Below are 25,607 nucleotides of genomic sequence, written 5' to 3'. Positions count from 1 at the left end.
GCTTTATTCCTCTTTCAGGCGTTCATGATGGTCGATGGTGGGGGCATTGAGCCGGTAGGCGCTCAGGATGACGGCAAGAAGGGTCACCGCGGCGCCCAGCCAGAGTGGCCCAGTCTGGTTGCTCATACCCGCGGCGACACCTGCGAGAACACCGGCCGCGACACCGGCCCATTTACCAGCGCTGTCAAGGGCGCCAAAGCTTTGGCCAGCGTTTTCCGTTCGTGTGAGACGTGCAGTTTCGGCGTTGAGGGCAAACAGGCAGGTCGTCATGCCAAGCCCCATGACCAATCGTCCGGCGAGAATGGCGGCCGTTGTTCCGGCCGTCGCCTGAATAACGTAGGACAGTGCAAACAGTGTCAGACCCGCGGGCAAGGTCCACGGGTTGCCGAAAAACACGCTTCGTCGGAGTGGGCTGACCAGAATGATCAGGTAGATGGCATGGGGCAGGCTGTAGAGAACTCCGGCCATAACGGCGGTACTGCCCATTCGTTCCTGGGTCCAGGGAATAAAGTAGGGAAAGCTGGCCACCAGTGCGAAATTGAAACCGAAGTAAAGCAATCTCAACCGCAGCCAACTGGCGGATACCGAAACCCTTTCACGGGAATGTTTCTGGCCACCAGGCTCACCCAAAACCGGATCTGGTGGGGCAAGCTTCCAAACCAGCAGTGCCGACAGAAGAGGCAGAATGGCCATGTAAAGGTACAGGCGCTGGGCTGGGACCCAGGTCATGAAAAAACCGAAAAGGATGGGCGCCAGTATCATGGCCGACCTGGCCGAGCCCTGCATCCAGTTCAGTGACTGGGTCAGGTTTTGACCGCGAGTGACGGTGGAAAGGTACGCGCTCGATGCGGCAAAGGTTCCACCCAGAAAGCCCTGAACCATCAGCGCCATGGCAAAGGTGACCACGCCCGGCGCCAATCCGGCGATTACGAAGGCTACGGCCAGACCAACCTGGGCCCGCAGCAGCGACCAACGGCGGCCGTAACGGTCCGCTATTCTTCCCCAGAACGGCGCCGCCAGTGCTGTGCAAACCGTCGGGATAATATAGAACCAGCCCACCCAAAAGGTGTGTTCAACCGCAAATGTGTCGGTCAGGATCAGCCCAAAAAACGGAGGCATCCCCAGCGCCACCAAGGCCGCGGTAAAGTGGCTGAGCAGGACCACCGGCAGAACAGACTGACTCATGACTCCTGCCCAAGAAAGTTTGGAGCCAGCTTGCCATAGAATTTATTGATGTCAGCGGCGCCGGTGCGGGACTTGCTTTCCAGGCTGCCTGCTCTGAGAAGATACTTGGTATAAAGCAGGCGATCCTCCAGCAGCACGTTGCGCGCTGGCTGAGTATTGACGCCCTCTTCGTCAAGCTGATCGAGGACGCTGATCATCTCCTCACGAAGCACCTTATACCAGTGGGCCCTTGATCCGAGCCCCCGTGCGGCCAGGCCCTCAAGGATAACCGCCAGGTTCAGTTGCAGGGTGATGGTGGTAAACATCTGCGCCAGGGGTGTTTCATTATTGACCAGGATGCGTTGATCCCGGAGTTGCGCCACGTTTGACTCCATCGACGGCATCTGGCCGCACAGCCTGTCCGGCCACAGCCTGGGGGCGTCGTTGTCCTTGAAAAGCAGCTGCGGTGGCCGCCCCAGTGTGAGCAGCACCATAGAGTTCTGCTGGTTGGATTCCAGTGCAATGCCGTAGACAAGCCACAGTCGCAGGTGCACCGTCAACGTCAAGGCAACGTACTGGCGCACCCACTCCGTCAGGTCGCCACTATTGAACTCGTCCGCCATCATCTGGGCAACGTAGCGACCGTCAGGGTTGTCGGCTAACAGGGAGGCAACGGGCACAATCTGCTGCTGGTCAGAAAACCCGTAAAACCGGCGTACCATGCACCCCAGCCAGGGCAGATCGCCAACGTGCAAGCCTGAGGATTCGTCGGTTACGGCAAAGGCCCCTTTAAGGACTGGGTCCTTGCCGGCTATCTCCTGCAGGATTTGCTGAACCGTATGACCATCATAAAGCGTGCTCGGTTTGACCGTTCGAATGTTCCGGTTGCCCAGTGTGCGAATGGTCAAAGGGACTTTCACGTGGACCTCCGGCGCGGCCTCAATTTGGAGGGTTCGTACCGACAGTGTTGGCTGAACCCAAAGCGCAGGCGCTGGCGCACGGATGACCCTGGCACCGATGTCTGTGGTCGACAGATAATCACTCAGCGCGGTATCCCAGAGATGAGGGTGCACCGGCAACAAGTGGTAGCTGTCAGCAAGCCGGTTATCCAGCCCTACCTCGCCGAAATCCGGCCAACAACCTGGGAGCTCCCCCATCGAAGTGACTTCCGAGGCGGGGACGGCAAGCCACCGTAACCGGAAACGCGGGGCAAATTCAGGCGCGTACGCCACCAGTGCCGCCTCATCAAAACCACTCTTGGCGCGGGCGCTGGGGTAAAACGGATGATCGAGGAAGGCCGCGAGACGATCAAAGTGGAGCATGCGTTGGGTCAGGCGGGGAAAATCCTTCCAGCTTTGCCCCTGATGGCGGATTTCGTCAAACCACCTGGACCGCTCCGCCCGGCAGAGGGTGTCGTGTGCCTCCGCCGTTCTGCACTCATCGGCATAGACCTCCAACTGCTCCCCAGACTCATCGTGCTCGTCCGCGGTGAGGCAGGCCAGAACCTGTTCGTAGTGATTCACTTCCGACACACTTCCGGCCTGGTCTGCGGGCTGCCAGATGAGTGCGTCGCCACTCCACCGCCAACGCTGCATGAAGTTTGCAGGTTTGACCGGCAACCACAGGATGCCTTGCGCCAGCGTCCACCGTAACCAGGTCGCCGGTGTTCCCGGGGACCCGGGCACGCTGTCCATCCCAACTACCTGAGAATCACTCTGGCAGCCGGCCACGTCTTCGCGGATCAGGGCATCGACCAGTCTTCGGGTTAAATACTGCCCGGGCCTGTGAAAGATCGAGTGGTGTTCCTGCTCATCAGCCGATCTCCCATTCAGCTTCAAGATCGGTGGCCCATTTGGCCAAGGTATCCTGCACCCGCGAGGGATCGCTGGAGAACAACCGCAACACACCCAGGTAGTCCTTGTTTGAGTGGGTCAGCCGGACGTCATCACCCACTTCCCTCAACGGCTCAAACTCGGCAATGCCGTCACCGCACGGCTCCCTGCGCTCAGGAGCTGAACGGCGAACCCGCCCACTGATAGAAGCACTGAGATAGCGTATCTGCGCCGCCTGCGTGGGAGGGGATAATTCAAGAGGGTTGCCAACATGGGCCTGAACGATGGCATGGAACAGCCCATGATTCGTCATGCGGTCAAGCAGGAATTCGCGGCCATCCCCCACCGTACGGTAATTGATCTCGATAAGTCTTGGCCCATTGTCGGTTATCACAAATTCGGAATGGCAGGCGCCAAGGCCCACACCGAAGTGCCGTACCTGCCTGAACATTTCCTGTAGGTGAGGACTGTCTGGCTGGTAGGGCACCCACGCCGCTTCAAGTTCGACGAAATGGGGAGGCTCGGAAAGCCGCACTTTAAATCCTCCGAGCGCAATCAGGCTGTTCCCGTCGCCAATGGTCTCCAGAGTGTGAACAGGACCTGACAGAAACTCTTCCAGCAGCAAGGGTTGCCCGGGTTGTTCCTGCCAGAACTGATCACAGAACGATTGCAGTTGCGCAGCGTTGTCCAGGCGCCTGACGTTGAGGCTGGCAACCCCCTCCCGGGGCTTGGCAATACACGGGAAGGGAACGTCGTCGATCACCTTCCCCAGGGATGTCTGGTCATTCACAGCCCTGAACCAGCATGCGCCATCATCGAGCGCTTTCAGGTACTGGCGCATGGCGGCCTTGTTTTTTGCCCGGTAACAGGTTTGCCAGTCTTTGCCCGGCAGATTCAGGTAGGCTGCGGCCAGAGCGGTCACCGTCTGCAGGTGATCGCTGTTGGAAAACACGCCCACGGGGGCCGGGAGTTCTGAGAGAAGATCGAGAACAGACAGCGGATTGAATACATCACACTGGAGAATCTGTTCCGGATAGGCGGGAAGGTCCGGTTGACTGAAATAGTGGTGATGAGTCGCCGCCTGGTCTGTCAGCAGGATCACTTTCAGCCCCATCGACTGGGCAGCAGGCAGGAATCCCCGATTCAGGGCTTCCGTTGGAACATGAGCAAGAAAAAGTACGGTATCGCGCATAGGAAAACTCTTGTCAGACTTGAAGAAGAATGGTTGCCTCAGGGAGACGGCGGGCTCGACTCGGCACGGCAGGTCGCAAGGTGAGACTTGAGGTATTTAAAGAGCAGACTGCGGTCTTCTCCCAACAGAAAGGCTTTTGCTCCCCACTCCCGCCATTCTGTTAATTGCTCAGGGCTTCGGGGCAAAGCGCAAAATTCCACCGGACGCCCGCGGCAACTCGCTGCCAGTTCCGCGATGGCGTGATTGACAGACGAATGGAACGGGTCGCCCGGGCAACCCAGTGATTGCGACAGATCGACCGCTCCCGGCAGAACCCAGTCGACACCGGAAACATTCAGGATGGCTTCCCGATTTTCGATGCCTTCCTGATCCTCGATCATGAGCACAATGAGGATTTCCCGGTTTGCTAGGCGGAGGTACTCTTGCAGTGGGAGGGTTCCAAAACCGGTTGTTCGACCTCCGGTAATGCCACGCTGGCCGGCCGGTGCATAGCGGGCCATCTGAACAACTTCTTGCGCCTCTTCGGCATTACGGATACGGGGAACAACAACTCCCTGAGCACCACTGTCCAGAGCCCGGGTAATCGCAGCACGATCAACCCCTGGCACTCGCACCAGAGGTGTGACGGAGGCACACTCGGCGGCGCGAATCATGTGTTCGAGGGACTCCGGGTTCGTGGACATGTGCTCGGTGTCCAGTATGACAAAGTCATAGCCGGCATGGCCGATCATCTCGACCATCCATGGCGTTGGAACTGCGTTCAGTAGTCCAAAGGCGGGAAAGCCATCGGTGATCAATTGGCGTGTGCGGTTAATCGCAAGCATTGGCGGCAACTTTTATTAAACGATAATGATTCTCAAAAGCATTAGACATTATTTTGCTCTTCCTATCAAGCGTAAACCTGCGCCCATGCGTCATGGGCTGTTGGTGGCCAGCCTCTATGTGAAACTGACCAACTGCTGGGAAGGGGTGCTCACCGATAAATCTTCCAATTTTGGCGGTAGTTGCGGGCGGGTCGAGGCCGCGGGGTATGGGATGGTCTATTTTCTTGCGAATATGTTGGAAGCCCACGATCAGGGGCTGAAGGGGCGATCAGTGATGATCACCGGTTCTGCCAATGTTGCTCTGCATGCAGCGGAAAAGGTGATCGAATTGGGCGCGAAGATAATAACGCTCTCCGATTCAGGCGGTGCCCTTGTCTTCGGTGCCCTTGTCTTCGGTGACTGTCTGAAAGAGGGCGACCTGGAGGCGATCAAGCAGCTGAAGCACGTCGACGGGTTCTCCCCAAGGATGATCAGTTTCAACGAAAGCTCATGCTCTCTGCCCTGACTCTTTTTCAGTTGGACGAAATGTACGCCCGCTATGCCAGTTACGAGGAGCTTACGGACTTGATTCGCCAGAAATTCCACAACCCAACGCAAACCCTCCAGGAACTGTATCGTCGCATGGTGTTCAACATACTGTGCGGCAATACGGACGACCATGCTCGAAATCACGCGGCATTCTATGATGGCAATGCCCTGGAGCTCACACCCGCATACGACATCTGTCCGCAGAATCGATCAACAGGCATTGCTAGCCAGGCTATGGCACTCATTGACGGCAATAACCAAAGCACCTTGGCTCTGTGCAAGAAAGCAGCTCACAAGTTCAATCTCACCGAGGTTCAGGCCAATGAGAACATTGAATCATTGCAAGAGACGATCAGAGCTCACTGGGATCAGGCTTGTGAAGAAGCAAAAATGACCGAGCTGGAAAAGAAATTCTTCTGGAAGAGGCAATTCCTGAACCCCTCCATATACGAGGGAGGAGATCATAACGAAAATCCGCTGTAAAACGCCTCGTGCCGTGCAGCTGAACTCGAGAGAGCTACCCAGACGCCTGACCAGATGGGGCATCACGCAACACCACCATCAGCGGCGTAGGTTCCCAGCATCAGGTTACCGGCTGCCAGAACCAGCAGCATGGTGGGGAAGTCAAACGCAACACCAATGCTACCCCCAGCCCATATGGTCGCTGTGAAGAAGATGAAGCCTAGCAGCACCAGGCCCATGGACCAGATACTGCGACGCTAGTCCATGGGGACCGGGCTCAGAGGATAGTCCTGTTCCTGAGGAGTTACTTGTGTGGTCATAGTCGTTTCTCTCTTTAGTAAAAACACCCAAGAGAGATGGCAACGTCTGTGCAATGTGCACAACCCTGCTCAGAGAGAAACCTGCCCACCAGATTCCGTGAGCTCTTATGGTGCAAAAACCCATACCCAAACCCAACGTGGTGCGTTCAGTCGCTGATTGATCGAGCTGAAAAACGCTTTCACCTCCCGGATGGCTTTCACACTCTGAGTGGCCCTTGTTAACACCGCCAGTAGAACATCCCCGACTGTTTGCCAAGAATCCTTACTGCGATATGTGCATCACTGGGCTTGTTGGCGAGCCCATAGCACACGTGTAATGGTAGAAGATGCTCCTCCCGCGGATGACAGAATCGGGCGTGGGGCGCTCGCTCCCAATGAACTAAACGCTCGGCCCGCTCCGGCTCCTGAAGGGCAGTATCGCCACAGGCCCGTTCCAGCCAGTCTTCGAAAGCCTGATTGCGGGCCTGTATGTCCGGCGTCTGCTCCAAGAAGAAGGCCCGCATGTTATGGAACGAGAAGCCGGAGCCAATCACCAGCAGGTTGCCGTAGTTGAGTGCCTGCAGTGCCTTGCCAACAGCCAAGTGAGCGCTGGCATCCAGACTGTTGACCAGCGAGAGCTGAATGCAGGGAATATCCGCGGCCGGATACATCAGTTTGAGCGGCACAAACAAGCCGTGATCAAAACCCCGCTGGTCGTCAAGGCGCGCCGGGATGCCGGCCTGACCCAGCGCCTGATAGACCTGCTGCGCCAACGCAGGCTCCCCCGGGCAGGGATACTCGATCTTGTAGGCCTCAGCTGGAAATCCATAGTAATCGTAGATAAGCGGAGGGTTGGCGCCGGAGGTGATTGTCGGCACCGCCTCCTCCCAGTGAGCGCTGACCAGCAGTATCGCTGAGGGTTTGCTCAGGGTAGCGGCAAGCTCCGTTAATCGGTCCACCATTTCTCGGTGCCCCAAATCCCCCAGGAGCGGCATTGGCCCGCCACCATGGGAAATAAACAGCACATCGGTATCTTTGTTCATGGCGTTTGTTCCTCTACTCAGAGTTCACCCGGCCCCGCCGGGACAATGCCACTCGGGTTCAGTGCCTTGATGGAGTAATACCCGACCTTGATATGATCAAGGTTGACGGTATTGGCAATTCCATCAAGCGCCAAGATCCGGTGCATGTAATCGTGCAGGCGCGGCATGGCGCTCAGGGTATTGCGGTTACACTTGAACAGGCCATGATAGGCGGCATCAAAGCGCACCAAGGTCACAAACAGACGGATATCGGTTTCGGTCAGCTGATCACCAAACAGGTAGCGACGTCCATCCGCCAGCCTTGACTCCATTTCATCCAGGGCAGCAAACACCTTGCTGTAGGCCTCATCGTAGGCGGCCTGGCTCGAGGCAAACCCGGCCTGGTACACGCCGTTGTTCAGATTGGTATAGAGATAGCCGTTAAGTCTGTCGATTTCGCCCGCCAAACCCGGCGGGTAAAGGTTCGCCCCCTGATCCACAATCCCAGAGAAGGCCGTGTTCAGCATGCGCAGAATATCCGCGGACTCGTTATTCACGATGGTACCGGTGTGTTTGTCCCACAGAACTGGCACCGTGGCGCGGCCCGAAATATCTGGGTCCGCCCGAGTGTAGAGCTCATGCATGTATCGCGAACCGTTGAGGGCATCCTCCTGCGCACCAGGGTAGCCTCCGAACTGCCAACCCTGGTCAGTCAGCCGGGGGTTGACGACGGTCACCCCGATCACGTCCTTTAGTCCTTTGAGCTCGCGAGCCATCAAGGCTCGCGATGCCCAGGGGCAGATGTAGGCTACGTAAAGGTGATAACGTTCCCGTTCGGCCTTGAAACCGCCCTTCCCGGTGGGGCCCGGCTGTCCGTCCGGCGTGATCCAGTCGCGAAAGGGCGAGGTCTGGCGAATAAATCGGCCTTCCTCGTCTTTCGCCTGCACCGGTTGCCAGTTTTCCTTCCAGATCCCATTTACCAACATGGCTCAGCCCTCTTTATGAAACAGGTTATCCACGGCAAACCGGCCCGCGCCCTGAATCGCCAAAGCGACGGTGACCACAAACAGCGTTAGGGCATACTCGTAGCCATTATTGGACATGAACAGCCCGTTGCCGATGTGAACAGAGAAGATGGCCACCAACATGGTAAAGGCTGCAACCAGGGCCGCGGGACGTGTAAGCAGGCCAAGCACCAGTGCCAGACCGCCAAAGAACTCGGCACCACCTGCCAGCAAAGCCATCAGATATCCCGGCTCCAATCCAATGCTGGCCAGCCACTGCCCAGTGCCTTCCAGCCCATAGCCGCCAAACCAGCCAAAGAGTTTCTGTGCGCCATGGGCAGCCAGCACCAGGCCAACCGGCACCCTCAGTACCAGTGCGGCAAAGCCGCCGTTTGAGTGGAACAATGCCTTTGTCAATTGAGTGTTCATATTCGTCACCTTGAATCTTTCTGAGGATGGTTTATCCCGAAACTTCTGCTTCAGGAGATGGGCTCACTGTACTATCACCGATCCAAAGAACTAAGATGGCCGTCATTGCTTTATTATCATCGATTCATTGATAATCAGAGAGCTTACATAAAAGGACACCCCCATGGATCGTATCGAGGCCATGCGCGCCTTCGTAATGGTGGTCGATGAAGGCACCTTCACGCGCGCCGCTGACCGGCTGGACACATCCCCGCAGCTGGTCAGCAAATACGTATCCCAGCTTGAGAAACACCTGGGCGTGCGATTGCTTAACCGAACCACTCGCAAGATTCACCTGACCGAAGCCGGCCGCCATTATTACCGGAGCGCCCAGCAGGTGCTCAGCGACATTGATGACATGGAAAATCAGCTCAGCGACTTGCAGACCGAGGCCCAGGGTCTGTTACGAATAAGTGCCCCAGTTTCGTTTTCCATTCACCACATGGCGCCCCTACTGAGTGAATTCCAAAGAGCGCATCCCGCCGTGGGCATTGATCTGCAATTGAATGACCGAAAGGTCGATATCGTGGAAGAAGGCTTCGATATTGCGCTGCGTATCGGCCGCCTGAAAAGCTCCTCACTGATCGCCAAACGGCTTGCTCCGGTGCGGCTTGTTCTCTGCGCATCTCCCGCCTACCTCGAACAATATGGGATCCCCCGCAAACCGGAAGACCTAAGGGGTCATCAATACCTGCGCTACAGTTACATGAACCTGGATCCAGGCCATTCCTTGCAGAAATGGCTTCAGGACAACGGCCTCGAAAACACCCGGGGAATGATCAGCAACAACGGCGACTTGCTTGTCGAGGCAGCCATTGCCGGCACCGGGATCATCTTGCAACCTACGTTTATCGCAGGGAACGCAATTAGGGAGGGGAAGTTGAGTGTCGTCCTGCCCGAACACGAACCGGAGCCGATGGCACTCTATGCGGTATACGCCCACCGGCAGTTGTTGGCGAGCAAGATTCGCAGCTTTATCGACTTCATTGATGGCTTTTTTGGCGACCCTCCCTATTGGGACAGGTTTGAATAAAGGCGCCTGCATATGAGCCCTCAACCTTCTCCCGACCGGGTGTTCAAAACCTGAAAACATCCGTAACCAATTACCACTCCCCAGAAGGCAGACGACAACCCGAATAGCGATAAACCAGAGGCGGTGACGATAAAGGTAATCAGTGACGCCTCCCGGTGACTCGGATCTTCCAGCGCCGCGAACAGGTTATTTGCTATGGCTCCCAACAGAGCGAGACCCGCCAGAACCGCCACAAAAGCCGCAGGCAAAGAGGTAAAAAGCGCGACGATGGTGCCGGCAAACAGACCACCTACCAGGTAGAACACACCATTGAACACACCCGCGACATATCGTTTCGAGGGTTCCTCATGGGCGTCCTTGCCGGTGCAGATCGCAGCGGTAATGGCGGCAACCACCGTTGTTATCCCGCCGAACAAGGCCATCGGAAGTGATATCAGACTGGAAATAGCGATCACCGGTTTGGCCTTCACCCGGTACCCGGCACCCTGCAGAATTGCCATACCCGGCAGAAACTGCCCTGTCAGGCTGACCAGCACCAGAGGAATGGCGAGGCTCAGGGTAGAAGCCAGATTCCATTCGGGCATGATGAATTGGGGGATTGTCATGCTCAACCGGACACCTGCCAATGAAGCATCTTCAAGCACCACCGCCAGTACGATCCCGACAATCAAAAGCAGGACCAGCGTATATTTCGGCACCAGACGCCGAAACACTACATAGGCCAGCACCATGCCAATTGCGAGCGCCGGAGTGGACTCAATGGCCGTAAACGCCCCAACCCCAAATTGAAACAGAATCCCGGCCATCATCCCGGCCGCCACGCCTTTTGGGATAGCTCGTACAAACACATCAAACGTGCCCGAGACCCCAATGATAAAGATGAGAACAGCAGCCGTGATGTAAGCACCTACTGCCTCATTCAGGGAAAGCTCCGGAAACAGTGTGACCAGAAGCGCCGTGCCAGGGGCCGACCAGGCGGTTACAACGGGCGCCTTCAACCAGAGCGACAGCAGGATTCCGGACACCGCCGCGCCCACTGAAATGGCCCATACCCAAGACGTCATCATCTGGGTTGATATATCCGCCGCCGCGCCGGCCTGAAAGAAAATGGCCAAAGGTCCAGCGTACGAAACCAACACCGCCAGGAAACCGGCCGCGACGGCGGATAAGGACATGTCTCGGAAAAGCTGCGGCATGCTCAATTCCTTCTCATCTGATCTTCGGGAACGGAAAAAAGCCCCGGACACGCACGCGCCGGGGCAAACGAGGGGTTCGACTGACAGTCTCCCTCAGGGGTGCATCAACGCTCCACAATTAATTCGTCGGGGCAAGTACCGTCTCCGGCTCCGACTGCACAGACTTCTCACCAAATCTCCGGCCCACGAGCGCGATGGCGACGGTGGCAATGGCGCCCGGGATTGCCAACGCCAGGAAGTTCACTTGGTGAGGCAGTGCCAAAGCCAAGAGAGTGCCACCCAACATGGGCCCAACAATGGCGCCGTTACGACCTATCCCGGAAGCCCAGCCCAGCCCGGTCGACCGGATGCTGGTTGGGTAGTATTGGGCCACATAAGCGTACAGCAGAATCTGGGAGCCAATGGTCGTGGCGCCGGCAATGCCCATCAGGGTGTACAGGAACCACATCGGGTTTTCATAGCCCAGGGTGATCAGCGAACCTGAGCCCAGAATGAAAAAGCTCACCAGAACCGAGCGCAGCGAGAAACGGTCGGCCAACCAGCCACCACCCACGGCCCCAACAATCGCTCCAATGTTCAGCACCATCAGGAACATCAGACTCGAATCCAGCGGGTACCCCGCAGCGGACATTAGCTTCGGCAACCAGGAACCAAGTGCGTAAACCATCAGCAGACAGTTGAAGAAAGCCACCCAGAACATCAGCGTGCTCATGGCACGACCACCCCGGAACAATTCCAGCACGGGCGCCTTGCTCTCTGTGGTCGGCGGAACAACGAGAACGTCCTGCTCGCTAATGGCTTTGAACGGCGCCACCTCGCAAAGAACGTCCCGCGCCTCTCCCTCACGTTTCTGCGCCATAAGGAATGCCACCGACTCAGGCAGGTATTTGATCATCAGGGGCAGAAGCAACATCGGCACAATGGCAAGATAGAACATGATCTCCCAGCCGAAATTGGGCACGATCCAGATACCCAGGCCTGCCGACATCATGCCGCCCACGGCGTAGCCGCTGAACATGAGCGCCACGAGCGTGCTGCGTTTACGGGCAGGCGAATACTCGCTCATCAGCGACACCACGTTGGGCATCACACCGCCTATTCCAAGGCCGGCAATAAATCGGAGGATGCCGAACTGCCAGGCGTTGGTGGCAAAGCCGTTGATGACGGTGGTCAGGCTGAACAGGACCACACACATCAGGATGACTTTCTTGCGGCCCCACTTGTCTGAAAGCATGCCGAAGCCCATGGCGCCAAACATCATGCCGAACAAGGCGCTGCTACCCAGCAGGCCAGCGACATACGGGTTCAGGTTCCACTGATCCATTAACAACGGCAATACCACGCCATAAATCACCAGGTCATATCCGTCGAAAATTATGATCAGGGTGCACCAGAAGAGCACCTTCCAGTGAAACTTGTTGAATGTTGCGTTATCGATAACGTCGTTGACGTCTATGTTTCTCATTGGTCTGTTTCTCCGAGTGCTGTTGTTTTTGTCGAGAGTTCCAATGAAACGTTTCTTCGCTAGCCGCAGTCTCCGCCGGCCACCGGCAGAATGGTTCCAGTCATATAGCTGGCCGCATCCGAGGCCAGGAACAGGATCGGTTCTGCTTGCTCATCCAGGGTTCCGTAGCGGTGCATGAAACTGCTGGTATTGGTCTGGTCAATCAGGGTTTGGTACCAGGCTTTCTCCTGTTCACCCTGCTCTTCGCTGTTACGCGGGGTCAGCCGCGGCGGCGCTTCAGTGCCACCCGGCGCTGTGGCGTTCACCCGAATGCCGTGTTCGGCATACTCGAAGGCCATGTTCACGGTCATGGCGTTGACCCCGCCCTTGGCAGCGCCATAGGGCACTCGCATCAGGCCCCGGGTAGCCACAGATGACACGTTCACGATGGCACCGCCCTTCTGTTCCAACATGTAAGGCAGAACCGCCCGGCAGCACCACAGGGTCGGGAACAGTGACCGCTGGATTTCCTTCTGGATCTGTTCCGGCTGGTAGTGCTCGAACGGCTGAGCCCAAATGGTGCCGCCGACGTTGTTGATCAGGATGTCGATGCGGCCGTACTGCTCATGGGCTTTGGCCATCACCATTTCCGCGCCTTCCCAGGTTTCCAGGTCGGCCTGCACGGCCAGGGCTTCGACGCCCTGGTCGCGCAATTCAGCCGCAACGCCCTGCACGTAGTCAGCAATGTCCACCAGAACCAGGCGGGCACCTTCGGCGGCGGCCAGCTCAGCCGCCCGCCGGCCAATGCCCTGTGCCGCGCCAGTGACGACCATCGCCTTATTGCTGAAACGCGGGGTCATGCCACCTTCTCCTCAGCGGCGGGAACGCTCGGCGTGAACTTCTCGTAGTGGAACGAGTTCGGCTCGATACCCTGTTCGCGGAAGTAGCCAAGCACGGCGTCCACCATCGGAGGCGGCCCACACAGGTAGACATCCACATCCCCGTCATTCACTGGTGCGTCATCCATATGCTGGGTCACATACCCCTTGCGCGGATGAGTGCTGTCCTCGCCGGCCACCACGGTGATGTAGCTGAAGTTGTCCAGCTCCTCGGCAAACCGATCCAGGATATCCAGGCACACCAGATCTTCATCATTGGTCACGCCATAGATTAGGTGCGTCGGCAGATCACAACCGTTGGCCTTCATGTGCTCGAGCTTGGCCAGGAAGGGTGCCAGGCCAGTGCCACCAGCCAGCATCAGTACCGGGCGCTCGATCGGCCGCAGGTAGAAGCTGCCCATCGGACCGGTCAGGGTGACCTTGTCGCCAGTGCGGGCCTTGCCTACCAACCAGGAGCTCATAAGCCCGCCCGGTACATTTCTAATCAGAAAACTGAGGTCCCGACTGCCCGGTTTGGAGCTGAACGAATAGGCACGCGTCTGCTCCGTTCCCGGTACCTGAATATTCACATACTGTCCCGGCAGGAACGCGATGTCGTCATCCGCAGTGATCTTGAGCTCAATGGAGGTGGGCGAAATCAGGTTCACCTCCGCCACCGTGCCGGTCACTTTGGCGTTACCAGTCTTGCACATGGTGGAGGCCACCGGGACTTCCACCACGCAATCACTGGAGGGCACCATCTGGCAGGTCAGGACCATACCCTGTTCGGCTTCCTCGTCGGACAACGCCTCGTCAATATACTCGTCGCCCATGTCGAACTCACCCTGGTGGCAAGCACCCTTGCAGGTGCCACAAACGCCATCGGAACAGTCCATGGGTAGGTTGATCTGCGCACGGTAGGCGGCATCAAGTACTGTTTCGCCTTCATTACAGGAAACAAAACGGGTTACGCCGTCTTCAAAGTTGAGTGCGATGTTATAACTCATGATGATGCTCTCCCCATCAATTACAGGTGGTAAACGTCTACTACCTGATTGATGCAGTCGTTGGTCAGAACGATTTTCTTGAACCGGATCAGGGGCTCACCGCCGCTCACATCCAGCGTATAAAAAGAGGTCCCGTAGTACTCCTGGGTTTTCTTGTACCGATAAGACTTCGTCAGCCAGTTGAACCGAAGCTGCACTTCGTTCTCATCCTGCGACAGAATTTCCAGGCCACTGATGAAGTGGTTGGTCCGCGGTTCAGGGAGTGAGCTGGCACCGGAGCGTTCGGTCTTGAGTCGATATACCCGATCCTCAAGACCGTCCTTGTTCGGGTAATAGATCAGTGAGATCTCCGTCTGCGGATCCTCGGTCAGCTCATCGTCGTCATCCCACGCGGGCATCCAGTAGGTGACGTCCTCGTGGTAACACTCCAGCCAGCGGTCCCAGTCACGGTCATCCAGGTAACGGGCCTCGCGGAGGATGAATTGCTCGATGTCGTGGTAGCTCAGGCTCATGCGGACGCCTCCTCTGAAGTAACGGGAATGAAACGGGCACGCTCGGCATCAATGGCGCGGATCATCTCGTCCTGCCAGTGCTTGTGATGGTTCACGTACAAGCCTTCGTCTTCCGGCTTCGCGCCACTCATGACAGGTTTCATATCGATCTGGTTGGCGTGCTCATCCGGCCCGTCGATCCAGTGAGCGGCACCTCGGCTCATGTCGTTCCAACGCATATCACGAGCTTCGTAGCCATCTTGACAAGCACGGAATTCTTCAAGGTCATCCGGTGTACCCATGCCAGACACGTTAAAGAAGTCCTCGTACTGCCGGATCCGTTTGGCCCGGAGTTCGGCAGGCTCATTCTTGGGTCCGAACGCGTAGATCGTCACTTCGGTCTTGTTCACATCAATCGGGCGGGTAACTCGGATTTGTGTGGAGAACTGATCCATAAGGTACACATTCGGGTAAAGGCAAAGGTTCTTGGTAGTGCGAACGATGGAGTCAGCCCTTGCCTCACCAAAGGTTTTCTGGAGCCGCTCAAGCTGGCTGAAGATGGGTCGTACTTCTGGGTTCAACAGGCGGGTCCACAGCATTATGTGACCATGCTCGAAGGAGTAGAATCCGCCCTCCGCCGACCAACTCTTGGCGTCTACAGCTTCAGTTCCGCCTTTTTCATAGTTGCGCTGGCCCATGGTAGAGAGATAGTTCCAGTGAACCGTGCTGACGTGATAGCCGTCGGCGCCATTTTCCGCAGTCAGCTTCCAGTTGCCTTCATAGGTATAGGTCGAGCTGCCACGCAGAATCTCCAGACCGTCTTCCGACTGATCAACAATGTTGTCGATGATCTTGGTTGTTTCCCCAAGATGCTCTTCCAGAGGCAGGACATCGGCGCTCAGGCTGCCAAACAAAAATCCGCGGTAATTACCAAACTTTGGCATTTCCTTCAGATTGTGGGAGCCGTCAACGTTAAACTGGTCGGGATAGCCGCCCTTCTTCTGATCCTTCGCCTTAAGCAGCTGGCCATCGTTACGGAAGGTCCAACCATGGAACGGACAGGTGAAGGAGGTCTTGTTACCACGCTTCTTGCGACACAAGGTGGCCCCACGGTGGGAACAGGTATTCAGGATCGCTTTCAGCTCGCCATCTTTGGTTCGAGTGATGATTACGGGCTGCCGGCCTACAGTAACGGTGAAGTAATCGCCAGGGTTCGGAATCTGGCTTTCATGGGCCAGATAAACCCAATTCCCCTCAAAGATGTACTTCATCTCCAGATCAAACAGTTCACGATCGGTAAAGATGCCGCGGTCACACTGATAGCGCCCGGTTTCAGGGTCAGCAACAACTGCGTTGCGGACTTTGGATGCCAGTTGCTCAAGTTTGTTAGTCATGTCGTTTCACTCCTGTTGTTCTTGTGATGCCTGTTTTCAGGCGCGACTCTTCCAAGCCACCCCGTTGCCGGGGTGGTCAATCACAAAAACGATGAACCTTAGGTATTGGTAAAAGGGCCTGCTCAGGCCACTTCACCCTCCAGCGCACGCTTGCGCTCGTGACGGGTCTGGAGTTCAGGCTTGTCGGTGGAGACCAATTGAACGTTGAACTCCACTTCGGTAAACGGCTTGTTCAAACCGAACGCCTCAGATTTCGCCGAATCCTCTACACGGTTTGCATCCACCACCAGCTCTTCACGAGTGGCAAAGGCGAAATCGTCATAGGTGTACTCGTCGCCCGCGAGATTGATCTGGGTAGTGAGGTGCTTATAACCGGGCTTTGAGACGAAGAAGTGAATGTGCGCCGGACGGTTGCCGTGACGACCAAGAAGATTGAGAAGCTGCTGGGTGGAACCTTCCGGCGGGCAGCCGTAGCCAGAGGGAATAATGGAACGGGCAGTATAACGGCCATTTTCATCGGTAACGATTCGACGACGCAGGTTGTACTCGCTCTGAGATTGGTCGAAGTAGGAATAGGCACCTTTGGTATCGGCGTGCCAGACATCAACGACGGCGTTAGCGAGTGGCTGCCCATCCTCATCCGTAACCTGACCGGTCAGAATCATGATTTCAGCGTTCTCATCCGAACCGTCATCCATACGGGCGAAAGCCTCAGTTTTCGGAGCACCCGCAACGTAAAGAGGACCTTCAATGGTACGCGGAGTTCCACCGGCCAGGCCGGCCTGCTCGTCTTCGGCATCAAGACGGATGTCCAGATACTTATCCATACCCAACCCCGGTGCCAGCAGCGCCGCCTCACCGTTCTGACCAAGCTCGTTTACGTAATACACGGCCTGCCAGAATTCGTCTGGGGTCACGTCAAAGTCTTCCACTATCTGAAAGATATCGTGCATCAAACGGTGAACTATCTTCTTCACCCGTTCATTTCCACCTTCCTTGTTGAAGCCGGCAACTTTCTCCAGCAGATCCTTCACTTCCGCAGTTTGCATGGTTTTAACAGTCATTGTTGGTCTCCTCGTGGTCTTGTTGTTGTTGCTCACATCAGTTGGCAACGGTGTACGGTTTTAACGATCATCGTCGTGGATCGACGACGGGTGCCGGCACAGGGGCGCGACTGTAATATTCATGTAGGGGAACAGCGGCAGATTGCTGATAAGATCCTGCAGCTCGGCGTTGTCTTCCACATCAAAGATGCTGACGTTGGCGTAGCTGCCGGCCACCCGCCAGAGGTGGCGCCACTTGCCCTGCTTCTGCAGATCCTGGGCGTAGGCTTTCTCCCGGGCCTTGATGTCTGCGGCCACTTCCGCAGGCATGTCGTGGGGGATATTCACCTTCATCTCGACTTTGAACAGCATGTGCTTTCCTCCGTTTACTGATCTTTGTGGCGTTCTCGGGGCCGTCGCCTTATGCCTTTCTGCGGTACTCGGCCAGCTTGTCTTCATCAATCTCGACACCCAGCCCCGGTCCTTCCGGCAGCGCCACGCCGTTGTCATGGAAGTTCAGCGGCTTGACCACGATGTCGTCCTTCATCAACAGCGGACCGAACATCTCGGTGCCCCAGTGCAGGTTCTCGAGCGTGGACCAGGCGTGCAGGGAAGCGACGGTACCGATAGTGCCTTCCAACAGGGTGCCGCCGTACAAACCGATTCCGGCAGCCTGAGCGACAGCGGCCTGCTCCAGGGCGCGGGCCGGGCCACCGGCCTTGGCGATTTTCATGGCGACCGCACCGGCGAAACCTGCAGCGGCCAGGTTGTACATATCCTTGGCATCCGCCACGGCCTCGTCGGCAAGGATCGGCAGATGGAATTTCTCGGACAGCCGCACCAGTGCGGCGTGGTCCTTCATCGGAGTCGGCTGCTCAACCAGATCGATACCGGCGGCCTGCAACTCCGCCATACTCTTGGCAGCGGTGGCTTCATCCCAGGCCTGGTTGACGTCCACACGGACACTGGCGCTCTCACCCACCGCTTCTTTGATTGCAGCGACGTGGCGAACATCGTCCATCACCGAGCGGGAACCGATCTTGAGTTTGAAGTCGCAGTGACGACGGGTTTCGATCAGGCCGAGGGCTTCTTCAATGTCCTTTGCGGTATCACCACTGGCGAGGGTCCAGAGCACCGGGATGTGCAGGTGAATGGCACCGCCGAGCAGATCCGATACCGGACGGTTCAGACGCTTGCCCTGCAGATCCAGCAGCGCGGTTTCAATGGCGGACTTGGCCAGGTTGTTACCGCGAGTTAATCTGTTTAGCATTACCCTCAGGGTATTGAGGTTGCTCGCGGGCTGGCCAATCAGTTGCGGTTTGAAATAGGTATCAATGGTAAGCTTTACGCTTTCGGGGCTTTCCGGGCCGTAGGCCAGACCGCCGATCGTGGTCGCCTCGCCGAGGCCTTCAAGACCATCGGAGTCTTTCATCCGCACGATCACCATGCTCTGAACGCCCATGGTTGTCATGGACAGCTTATGAGGACGGATGGTCGGGATATCGACCAGGATCGCTTCAATGGACTGAATGGTGGCGGACATGTGCTCTCCGAATCGCAAGTAAAAATGCCTGTGATTCGAACAGTACGAAGTTTCAGTTATGTGAACCAATATTGATTAAGTAATAACCGATACCCTGGAGGTATGGATGGAGCTGCGACACTTGCGGTACTTCGTTGCCGTGGCAGAGCAAGGCAACCTTACACGGGCGGCGGAAAAACTATTCATTGCTCAACCACCGCTGACAAGAGCTATCAAACAGCTGGAAGAGGAAATAGGGGTAGAACTATTCATTCGCAAACCGCGAGGACTGGAGCTGACGACCGGGGGTGAGTATTTCCTGGAACAGGCGCGGCAGATTCTCGACAAGGTGTTTGCAACAGTAGAAGATACCCGTCGCATTGCGCAACACCGCAAGACTCTGTTCTCGATTGGCTTCGTGCCTTCGGTATTCTATGGCCAGCTACCACTAATGGTGCGCCGGTTACGCAGAAACAAAAACCTGGAGATCGTACTGCACGAACTGAAAACACGAGAACAGATTGAGGCGCTGAAAACGGGAAAGATCGATATCGGCTTTGGACGAGTCAGCATTGACGACCCAGATGTGGCGCAGGAACTTTTGTTTGACGAGCCAATTATTGCTGCCATTCCAGCCGGGCACCCTCTCACCCGACATCCGCCATCCATGAAAGAACTGTCAGCCTGGCCTATGGTGGCCTTTCCCTCGGGGCCAGGCCCCAACTTTGCGGACATTACACAAGGGTTGTTTCACAGGCGCGGACTTAAGGTTCATGTCAGCCAGCACGTCAACGATCTGCAGACGGCTCTTTCTCTGGTCGCTTCCGACATGGGCTTTACACTGGTGCCTGAACAGGTTCGCAAACTGAACCGGGAGGGTGTGGAGTTCATGCCACTGGAGGACAACAATATTACCACACCGGTCATCGCGTCGCGCCGGCGGGGCGAGAACCCCAACGCAGTGATGCGCCTGGCAAACACGATACTCGATGAACTGGTGGAGAACCGGTTGACGGGTCGGTATCCTTAACTTGCTTACCGTGCGCTGCGACGCACTTTTTCTGCAGCAGCCCGCAAGCGTGGCAAATACACATCTATCAGGGTTTCCATATCTACCCGGGCAGCATTGGTACTGATATTGAGTGCCCCCAGCAGCTCCCCGCCTCCGGAGAATACCGGTACCGCCACAGACCGCAGACCAAGATCCAGCTCTTGATCCACTATCGCGTAACCCTGATTCCTCGCCTTATCAATGGCTTCACGCAAAGCACTCTTGTCGGTAACAGAGGATGCCGTGAATTGTTCGAGGCGGACGCGATCCAGAAATGCTGAAAGCTCCGGTTCCGGAAGCTGTGCCAGCAACACGCGTCCCATGGAAGTATAGGCAGCAGGCAAACGGGTGCCCACCGAGAGCGTTATCGCCATCAGCCGATGGCGTGCGGCTGATCGCACCACATATACCACATCATCGCCATCAAGCACGGCCAGGGATGAGGACTCGCCAAGCTCGGCGGTGATGTCTTCGAGATACTGCTGAATGACAGCCCTGTACTGATTTGAAGCCTGATAGGCATAACCCAGCTGCAAGACCCGTGGAGTCAGCTCAAACTGGCGACCGGCCCGTTTCACAAACCCCAGCGCATGGAGAGTGAGCAGAAAGCGACGCGCCTTGGCGCGATCCATGTTCGCTCTCGCCGCAACCTCACTCAAGGTCATCCGCGAGTGCTCAGCATCAAACGCCTGCAAAACCTCCAACCCCGAGGCCAGCGCACCCACATAATCCCGATCTCCGGGCTTGAGAATCTGTTCGTCCACTTCGGCTCCTTCATCGCCTTGGGCAATCAATGTCTGTGCATGGTATCAACTCGTTCGCATTCCGAACATCCGTGCATTTTTCCAGTTGGTGAAAATTTGTACTTGACGGCACAAAACTAATCACCCATTATGTTCGCATATTAAACTTATGTTCGTATATCGAACTTTCTACAACGACACGATGGAGACACTGCGATGGCTGAATTCCTCTCTCTCCAGGCTGCGGTAAGCAAACACATCAACAACGGTGACACCGTGGCGATGGAAGGCTTCACCCACCTGATCCCGTTTGCGGCGGGCCATGAAATCATCCGCCAGGAAAAGCGCGACCTGACCCTGATCCGGATGACCCCGGATCTTGTGTATGACCAGATGATCGGCGCGGGCTGCGCGAAAAAACTGATTTTCTCTTGGGGTGGCAACCCTGGCGTGGGCTCCCTGCATCGTCTGCGGGATGCCGTTGAGAAAGGCTGGCCGAACAAGCTGGAAGTCCTTGAGCACAGCCACGCCGCCATGGCAAATGCCTATGAGGCCGGTGCCGCCGGCCTGCCACTTGCAGTGTTGCGAGGTTACGTGGGCAGTGACCTTCCCAAGGTCAACGACCAGATCAAGTTCATCGAATGCCCGTTTACCGGTGAACGACTGGCGGCAGTGCCTTCCATTCGTCCAGACGTAGCGGTAATCCACGCCCAGCGAGCCGACCGCAAGGGCAACGTGCTGGTTGAAGGTATTGTCGGCATCCAAAAGGAAGTTGTGCTAGCGGCCAAACGCAGCATTGTCACCGTTGAGGAAGTTGTGGATGACCTGGGTGCCTCGGTGAATGCCTGTGTGTTGCCGTCCTGGGCGGTAACCGCCATTGCCGAAGCACCCAGAGGCGCGAAACCCTCCTACGCACTCGGCTACTACGACCGGGACAACGCCTTCTACAAGGACTGGGATGGTATCGCCCGCGACCGCGACACCTTCCAGGCCTGGCTGAAAGACAACGTATTTGAAAAAGGAGCTGCGTGATGAGCCTCGAATTTACCGCTTCCGAAATGATGAGCGTCACTGCCGCTCGCGCACTGACCAATGACATGACCTGCTTCGTAGGTATTGGCCTGCCCAGTGAGGCGGCAAACCTGGCAAGACTGACTCATGCCCCGGGTGTGACGCTGATCTATGAATCAGGCACCCTTCAGACGAAGCCAGACGTACTGCCGTTGTCCATCGGTGACGGCGAGCTGTGCGAATCGGCACTGACCACAGTCTCGGTACCAGAGATGTTCCGCTACTGGCTGCAGGGCGGCCACATCAGCGTCGGCTTCCTGGGTACTGCCCAGATCGACCGTTTCGCCAACCTGAATACCACCCTGATTGGCGATTACCGCGAGCCGCAGGTTCGTCTGCCCGGCGGCGGTGGCGCCCCGGAAATTGCCACCAACGCCAAGGAAGTGTTCATTACCGTGAAACACTCCAAGCGCACCTTCGTGAAGGACGTGGACTTCGTGACCACCGTCGGCTTCGGCCGTGACGGCAAGGCCCGGGACAACGTCCCGAACATCGGCCGCGGCCCCACGGTGGTTATCACCGACCTGTGTATCCTCAAGCCGGACCCGGAGACTAAGGAGCTGGTGGTCACCTCCCTGCACCCGAATGTGACCCGTGAAGACGTGATCGAGGCAACCGGCTGGGACATCCGCTTCGCGGACCAGCTGGAAACCACCCCAGCGCCCACGGCCAGGGAACTGGAAGTGCTGCGGGATCTGAAAGCCCGCACCAATGCCCACCATTCCGGCCAACAGTGAGGCCTGCCATGACTGACGTATTTCTCTGCCATCCCCGCCGTTCGGCCATCGGCCGCTTCGGCGGCACCCTTGCCAGCGTGCGCCCCGACGACCTGGCCGCCCACATATTCAAGGCCGTGCTCGAGCAGGCCCCGGAACTGGACCCGGCGGCCATCGACGAAGTCATGATGGGCAGCGCCAACCAGGCGGGTGAAGACAACCGCAACGTGGCCCGCATGTCCGCGTTGCTGGCCGGTTTGCCCACGTCCGTACCCGGCACCACCCTCAACCGGCTGTGCGGATCCGGCATGGACGCCGTGGGAACTGCATTCCGCGCCATCCGTGCCGGTGAAATGGATCTTGTCCTGGCCGGCGGCGTGGAGTCTATGTCCCGTGCCCCGTACGTCATGGGCAAGGCGGACAGCGCCTTCTCCCGGGGCCAGAAGATTGAGGACACCACCATCGGCTGGCGCTTCGTGAACCCGCTGATGAAGAAGCAGTACGGCATCGACTCCATGCCGGAAACGGCGGAGAACGTCGCCGAACAGTTCAATATTTCCCGGGATGATCAGGACCTGTTTGCGTTCCGATCCCAGCAGAAGACCGCCCGGGCACAACTGGAGGGGGTCTTCGCCGAAGAGATCGTCCCGGTCACCATTCCCCGTCGCAAGCAGGACCCACTGGTGTTCGACACCGACGAGCACCCCCGCAGCACCACCCTGGAGAAGCTTGCCTCCCTGCCCACACCGTTCCGTGACAAGGGCAGCGTGACCGCGGGCAATGCCTCCGGCGTCAACGACGGCGCCGCCGCCATGCTGGTCGCCAGCGAAGCGGCAGTGAAACAGCAAGGTCTCAAGCCCATGGCCAAAATCCTGGGCATGGCCACCGCCGGTGTCGAACCCCGCATTATGGGCATCGGCCCGGTACCAGCGGTTCAGAAGCTGCTGGAGAAACAGAACATCAGCATCGCCGACATCGACGTGATAGAGCTGAACGAAGCCTTCGCCGCCCAGGGCCTGGCGGTCCTGCGTGAGCTGGGCATCGCCGACGACGACCCCCGGGTCAACCCGAACGGCGGCGCCATTGCCCTCGGACACCCGCTGGGCATGTCCGGCGCACGCCTGCTGATGACTGCCGCGCACCAGCTGCATCGCACCGGCGGCCGTTATGCCCTGTGCACCATGTGTGTGGGCGTAGGCCAGGGTATTGCTACACTTATTGAGCGGGTCTGATCGACCCGTTCCAAGGAGATGACATGGCTTTTCTGAAACACAGGAATCGTACCATTTGCTATCGACTGTTAGGTGATAGCGAGAAACCGCTCATTATACTAGCTCACCCTCTCGGCATGACCCAGGGCGTTTGGGACGACATGCTGCCGGCCTTGCTTGGCAAGTTCCGTGTTCTTACCTGGGACCTGCCTGGTCATGGTGCCAGCAGTAGCTGGCCCGAGGAATCCGACGAAATCAAACCGGAAGACCTGGCGCAGGAGGCTATCGCTCTCGCAAGAGTGGCAGGCGCCGATCATTTCCACTTTGTGGGGACATCGATTGGCGGCGCCATTGGCCAGCAGCTCGTGAGCGAACACTCTGAAAAACTGCTTTCCGCCACACTCACGAATACCGGCGCCGTCATAGGCACTCCCGAAGCCTGGAATGCCCGCTCAACCAATGTGCTGAAACTCGGCCTTTCTGCCATGGCGGTGGATATCGTGCCACGCTGGTTCGGCCCGGCCGCCTGCCAACAACAACCAGCGTTGATAGAGGGCTGGCGGGTGATCATGGGGCGCGGAGATGATCGAAGTTATGCACTGCTATGCACGATGCTTGGCCAGGCTGATTTCCGCGATCAACTCCGGGAACCTGCAGTCTCTTTGCATTTGATTGGGGGCTCTGAAGACGTCGCCACGCCACCGGACACACTCAAAGCGCTGGCCGACGTAACTGGTGCCGCGGGGCCGATCATTCTGGAGGAGATTGGACACGTGCCATCGGTAGAGTGCCCGGAGAAATTCAGCCAGATTCTGTTTCGCTCCCTGATCTGAGTTCTCACTGCCTGCAAACCAGGGCCCGCTTCCCAGGGCCCCGACCTCCCTCTCCTCCAATCAATATGCGGATAGAACTCTGCACTTTACGGATAGGTTCATTCCGAAAAAGCCCTTAGCGTTGCTCCACGATGCGACCCTTCCAGGCGAGAACAGCACCATGGACAACACTTTAAGATTCGACCAAAAAACTTCTACGGCCGGCACTTCAAGAGCCCCGATATTTGGGGTGCTATTCCTCGCATGCGTCTGTGCAGCATTGATGCTTCTTGTCGCAACTACCAGCATCCAGGCCACGCTTGCGGCAATAATAATTGGACTGGCGGCTACCGCACTCACTCTATGTGCAAGGTTGCAGCCAACCATCGTCACCATACGCGAACCAGTGTTGATACCGGGCCCCCAGCCTAAACCGGTTCTTGAACCGGAAACGCCTGCGCCAGAACAGGCATCAGCAGACCCCATCCTGACAGGTCATCTGGACGACCTACGAAACAACGTTAACATGATCCTGGTAGAAATGGATGAAGCTGGTAAGTTGGCCAAAGAATCCGGCGCAAAGGTTGCCCAGAGCGCTAACAGCATTGCCGGATCCGAGGCCTCGATTCGAGAGCTGGCAGAATTTATGTCCCGTATCGACGAAGTCTTCACTCAGCTGGGCAAACAGTCAGAAGAAATTGGCAGTATCGTGGGCAACATCCAGGATATTGCCAAACAGACCAATCTGCTGGCACTGAACGCGTCCATTGAGGCCGCACGAGCGGGTGAATACGGCCGAGGCTTTTCGGTAGTCGCTGACGAAGTGCGTAACCTGGCCGTGCGCGCCAACGAATCCAGCGAGAGCATCCGTGAAATCGCAAACAACTTGAACTCTACTTCTGTGGAGGCGGGTAGCGGCATGGAAAAAATCCGCCAGTCTTGTAATCACTGCCTGAATAACTCCGAAGAAGCCCTACAGGCGATGAAAGATATCCAGGCCGGAGCCGTCGCCCGCATGGAAGTGGTCAAAGGAATCACAGAGCGCTTGCAAGTGCAGCGGGAACTTACCCATCAGCTTTATACCGATGTCATCGCAGGTGACTGATTTTCAGGCGGCGGTAAACGACGAATCTTTATTTTTATGCCGGCGAAATTCCTGAAATACGATGCGCCAAAGATGTCTGTGCAAACACCGGACAC

General features: G+C 57.1%; 26 protein-coding genes and 1 pseudogene. 9 read left to right on the top strand and 18 right to left on the bottom strand.

From position 1 onward, the window contains the following. Positions 1-3 precede the first annotated feature (3 nt). Genes QPL96_RS16855 through QPL96_RS16840 form a run of 4 tightly spaced genes read right to left on the bottom strand, consistent with a single transcriptional unit; the run spans position 4 to position 5,012 of the window. Positions 4-1,185: an MFS transporter gene (locus tag QPL96_RS16855; RefSeq protein WP_303288478.1), complete on the bottom strand. Its 1,182-nt coding sequence runs from the start codon at positions 1,183-1,185 to the stop codon at positions 4-6. Next, positions 1,182-3,002, bottom strand: coding sequence for an IucA/IucC family protein (locus QPL96_RS16850; protein WP_303288477.1), 1,821 nt, complete (start codon positions 3,000-3,002; stop codon positions 1,182-1,184). The genes QPL96_RS16855 and QPL96_RS16850 overlap by 4 nt, the downstream gene beginning before the upstream one ends. Further along, positions 2,977-4,188, bottom strand: a complete 1,212-nt coding sequence (locus tag QPL96_RS16845) for an ATP-grasp domain-containing protein (protein ID WP_303288476.1) — start codon at positions 4,186-4,188, stop codon at positions 2,977-2,979. The genes QPL96_RS16850 and QPL96_RS16845 overlap by 26 nt, the downstream gene beginning before the upstream one ends. A 38-nt stretch (positions 4,189-4,226) precedes the next feature. Beyond that, complete coding sequence (locus QPL96_RS16840; RefSeq protein WP_303288475.1) at positions 4,227-5,012, bottom strand: HpcH/HpaI aldolase/citrate lyase family protein; 786 nt, start codon at positions 5,010-5,012, stop codon at positions 4,227-4,229. A gap of 25 nt (positions 5,013-5,037) precedes the next feature. On the opposite strand from QPL96_RS16840, the gene QPL96_RS16835 reads away from it, so the two are divergent. Beyond that, complete coding sequence (locus tag QPL96_RS16835; RefSeq protein ID WP_303288474.1) at positions 5,038-5,517, top strand: hypothetical protein; 480 nt, start codon at positions 5,038-5,040, stop codon at positions 5,515-5,517. Then, positions 5,502-6,023, top strand: coding sequence for a type II toxin-antitoxin system HipA family toxin (locus QPL96_RS16830; protein ID WP_303288473.1), 522 nt, complete (start codon positions 5,502-5,504; stop codon positions 6,021-6,023). The genes QPL96_RS16835 and QPL96_RS16830 overlap by 16 nt, the downstream gene beginning before the upstream one ends. An 80-nt stretch (positions 6,024-6,103) precedes the next feature. Here QPL96_RS16830 and QPL96_RS16825 read toward each other — a convergent pair. From QPL96_RS16825 to QPL96_RS16810, 4 genes and pseudogenes are all read right to left on the bottom strand, one after another. Beyond that, a pseudogene (locus tag QPL96_RS16825) lies at positions 6,104-6,250 on the bottom strand (cytosine permease); the annotation flags it as partial. Between the two features lie 290 nt (positions 6,251-6,540). After that, positions 6,541-7,344, bottom strand: a complete 804-nt coding sequence (locus QPL96_RS16820; RefSeq protein ID WP_303288472.1) for a class III extradiol ring-cleavage dioxygenase — start codon at positions 7,342-7,344, stop codon at positions 6,541-6,543. Between the two features lie 17 nt (positions 7,345-7,361). Continuing rightward, positions 7,362-8,309, bottom strand: a complete 948-nt coding sequence (locus QPL96_RS16815) for a glutathione S-transferase family protein (protein ID WP_303288471.1) — start codon at positions 8,307-8,309, stop codon at positions 7,362-7,364. Between the two features lie 3 nt (positions 8,310-8,312). Further along, positions 8,313-8,756 carry a DoxX family protein gene (locus tag QPL96_RS16810; RefSeq protein WP_303288470.1) on the bottom strand — a complete coding sequence of 148 codons (444 nt, stop codon included), beginning with the start codon at positions 8,754-8,756 and terminating at the stop codon, positions 8,313-8,315. Between the two features lie 163 nt (positions 8,757-8,919). On the opposite strand from QPL96_RS16810, the gene QPL96_RS16805 reads away from it, so the two are divergent. Next, on the top strand, positions 8,920-9,828 hold the full coding sequence (locus QPL96_RS16805; protein ID WP_303288469.1) for a LysR family transcriptional regulator: 909 nt from the start codon (positions 8,920-8,922) through the stop codon (positions 9,826-9,828). A gap of 20 nt (positions 9,829-9,848) precedes the next feature. Here QPL96_RS16805 and QPL96_RS16800 read toward each other — a convergent pair whose 3' ends face one another. From QPL96_RS16800 to QPL96_RS16760, 9 genes are all read right to left on the bottom strand, one after another. Then, on the bottom strand, positions 9,849-11,024 hold the full coding sequence (locus QPL96_RS16800) for a benzoate/H(+) symporter BenE family transporter (RefSeq protein WP_303288468.1): 1,176 nt from the start codon (positions 11,022-11,024) through the stop codon (positions 9,849-9,851). Between the two features lie 118 nt (positions 11,025-11,142). Further along, positions 11,143-12,489: an MFS transporter gene (locus QPL96_RS16795; protein WP_303288467.1), complete on the bottom strand. Its 1,347-nt coding sequence runs from the start codon at positions 12,487-12,489 to the stop codon at positions 11,143-11,145. 59 nt (positions 12,490-12,548) lie between these two features. After that, positions 12,549-13,328 carry a benzoate diol dehydrogenase BenD gene (benD, locus tag QPL96_RS16790; protein ID WP_303288466.1) on the bottom strand — a complete coding sequence of 260 codons (780 nt, stop codon included), beginning with the start codon at positions 13,326-13,328 and terminating at the stop codon, positions 12,549-12,551. Next, a complete protein-coding gene (gene benC, locus QPL96_RS16785) occupies positions 13,325-14,353 on the bottom strand; it encodes a benzoate 1,2-dioxygenase electron transfer component BenC (RefSeq protein WP_303288465.1) in 1,029 nt (342 codons plus the stop codon). Before benC ends, benD begins: the two co-directional genes overlap by 4 nt. Positions 14,354-14,373: 20 nt before the next feature. Then, the gene (gene benB / locus QPL96_RS16780) at positions 14,374-14,865 is read right to left on the bottom strand and encodes a benzoate 1,2-dioxygenase small subunit (protein WP_303288464.1); all 492 of its coding nucleotides are present in this window, start codon (positions 14,863-14,865) and stop codon (positions 14,374-14,376) included. Beyond that, entirely contained in the window at positions 14,862-16,238 is a 1,377-nt protein-coding gene (locus QPL96_RS16775; RefSeq protein WP_303288463.1) for a Rieske 2Fe-2S domain-containing protein, read from the bottom strand. The genes benB and QPL96_RS16775 overlap by 4 nt, the downstream gene beginning before the upstream one ends. Before the next feature lie 122 nt (positions 16,239-16,360). Beyond that, a complete protein-coding gene (gene catA, locus QPL96_RS16770) occupies positions 16,361-17,302 on the bottom strand; it encodes a catechol 1,2-dioxygenase (RefSeq protein ID WP_303288462.1) in 942 nt (313 codons plus the stop codon). Positions 17,303-17,362: 60 nt separating this feature from the next. Next, entirely contained in the window at positions 17,363-17,653 is a 291-nt protein-coding gene (gene catC, locus QPL96_RS16765) for a muconolactone Delta-isomerase (RefSeq protein WP_303288461.1), read from the bottom strand. Between the two features lie 49 nt (positions 17,654-17,702). After that, positions 17,703-18,824 (bottom strand): muconate/chloromuconate family cycloisomerase, encoded by a 1,122-nt coding sequence (locus tag QPL96_RS16760; protein WP_303288460.1) that lies wholly within the window; start codon positions 18,822-18,824, stop codon positions 17,703-17,705. A 106-nt stretch (positions 18,825-18,930) separates the two neighbouring features. Here QPL96_RS16760 and QPL96_RS16755 point away from each other — a divergent pair, with 106 nt between their 5' ends. Next, positions 18,931-19,833: a LysR family transcriptional regulator gene (locus QPL96_RS16755; RefSeq protein ID WP_303288459.1), complete on the top strand. Its 903-nt coding sequence runs from the start codon at positions 18,931-18,933 to the stop codon at positions 19,831-19,833. A gap of 5 nt (positions 19,834-19,838) precedes the next feature. On the opposite strand, the gene QPL96_RS16750 is transcribed toward QPL96_RS16755, so the two are convergent. Then, positions 19,839-20,618 (bottom strand): IclR family transcriptional regulator C-terminal domain-containing protein, encoded by a 780-nt coding sequence (locus QPL96_RS16750; RefSeq protein ID WP_303288458.1) that lies wholly within the window; start codon positions 20,616-20,618, stop codon positions 19,839-19,841. A gap of 195 nt (positions 20,619-20,813) precedes the next feature. Here QPL96_RS16750 and QPL96_RS16745 point away from each other — a divergent pair, with 195 nt between their 5' ends. The 5 genes from QPL96_RS16745 to QPL96_RS16725 all read left to right on the top strand — a co-directional run bounded on the left by QPL96_RS16745 (position 20,814) and on the right by QPL96_RS16725 (position 25,512). Beyond that, positions 20,814-21,629: a CoA transferase subunit A gene (locus QPL96_RS16745; RefSeq protein WP_303288457.1), complete on the top strand. Its 816-nt coding sequence runs from the start codon at positions 20,814-20,816 to the stop codon at positions 21,627-21,629. Next, a complete protein-coding gene (locus tag QPL96_RS16740) occupies positions 21,629-22,405 on the top strand; it encodes a CoA-transferase subunit beta (protein ID WP_303288456.1) in 777 nt (258 codons plus the stop codon). Before QPL96_RS16745 ends, QPL96_RS16740 begins: the two co-directional genes overlap by 1 nt. Positions 22,406-22,413: 8 nt before the next feature. Then, on the top strand, positions 22,414-23,616 hold the full coding sequence (gene pcaF, locus QPL96_RS16735) for a 3-oxoadipyl-CoA thiolase (RefSeq protein ID WP_303288455.1): 1,203 nt from the start codon (positions 22,414-22,416) through the stop codon (positions 23,614-23,616). Between the two features lie 23 nt (positions 23,617-23,639). Next, complete coding sequence (locus QPL96_RS16730; protein WP_303288454.1) at positions 23,640-24,428, top strand: alpha/beta fold hydrolase; 789 nt, start codon at positions 23,640-23,642, stop codon at positions 24,426-24,428. 160 nt (positions 24,429-24,588) lie between these two features. Next, a complete protein-coding gene (locus QPL96_RS16725; protein WP_303288453.1) occupies positions 24,589-25,512 on the top strand; it encodes a methyl-accepting chemotaxis protein in 924 nt (307 codons plus the stop codon). The last annotated feature ends 95 nt before the right edge of the window (positions 25,513-25,607 follow it).

Origin of the sequence: Marinobacter sp. SS8-8, from assembly GCF_030540945.1 — a bacterium.
Taxonomy (GTDB): Bacteria; Pseudomonadota; Gammaproteobacteria; order Pseudomonadales; family Oleiphilaceae; genus Marinobacter.
This window is presented reverse-complemented; position numbering and strand designations above follow the sequence as displayed.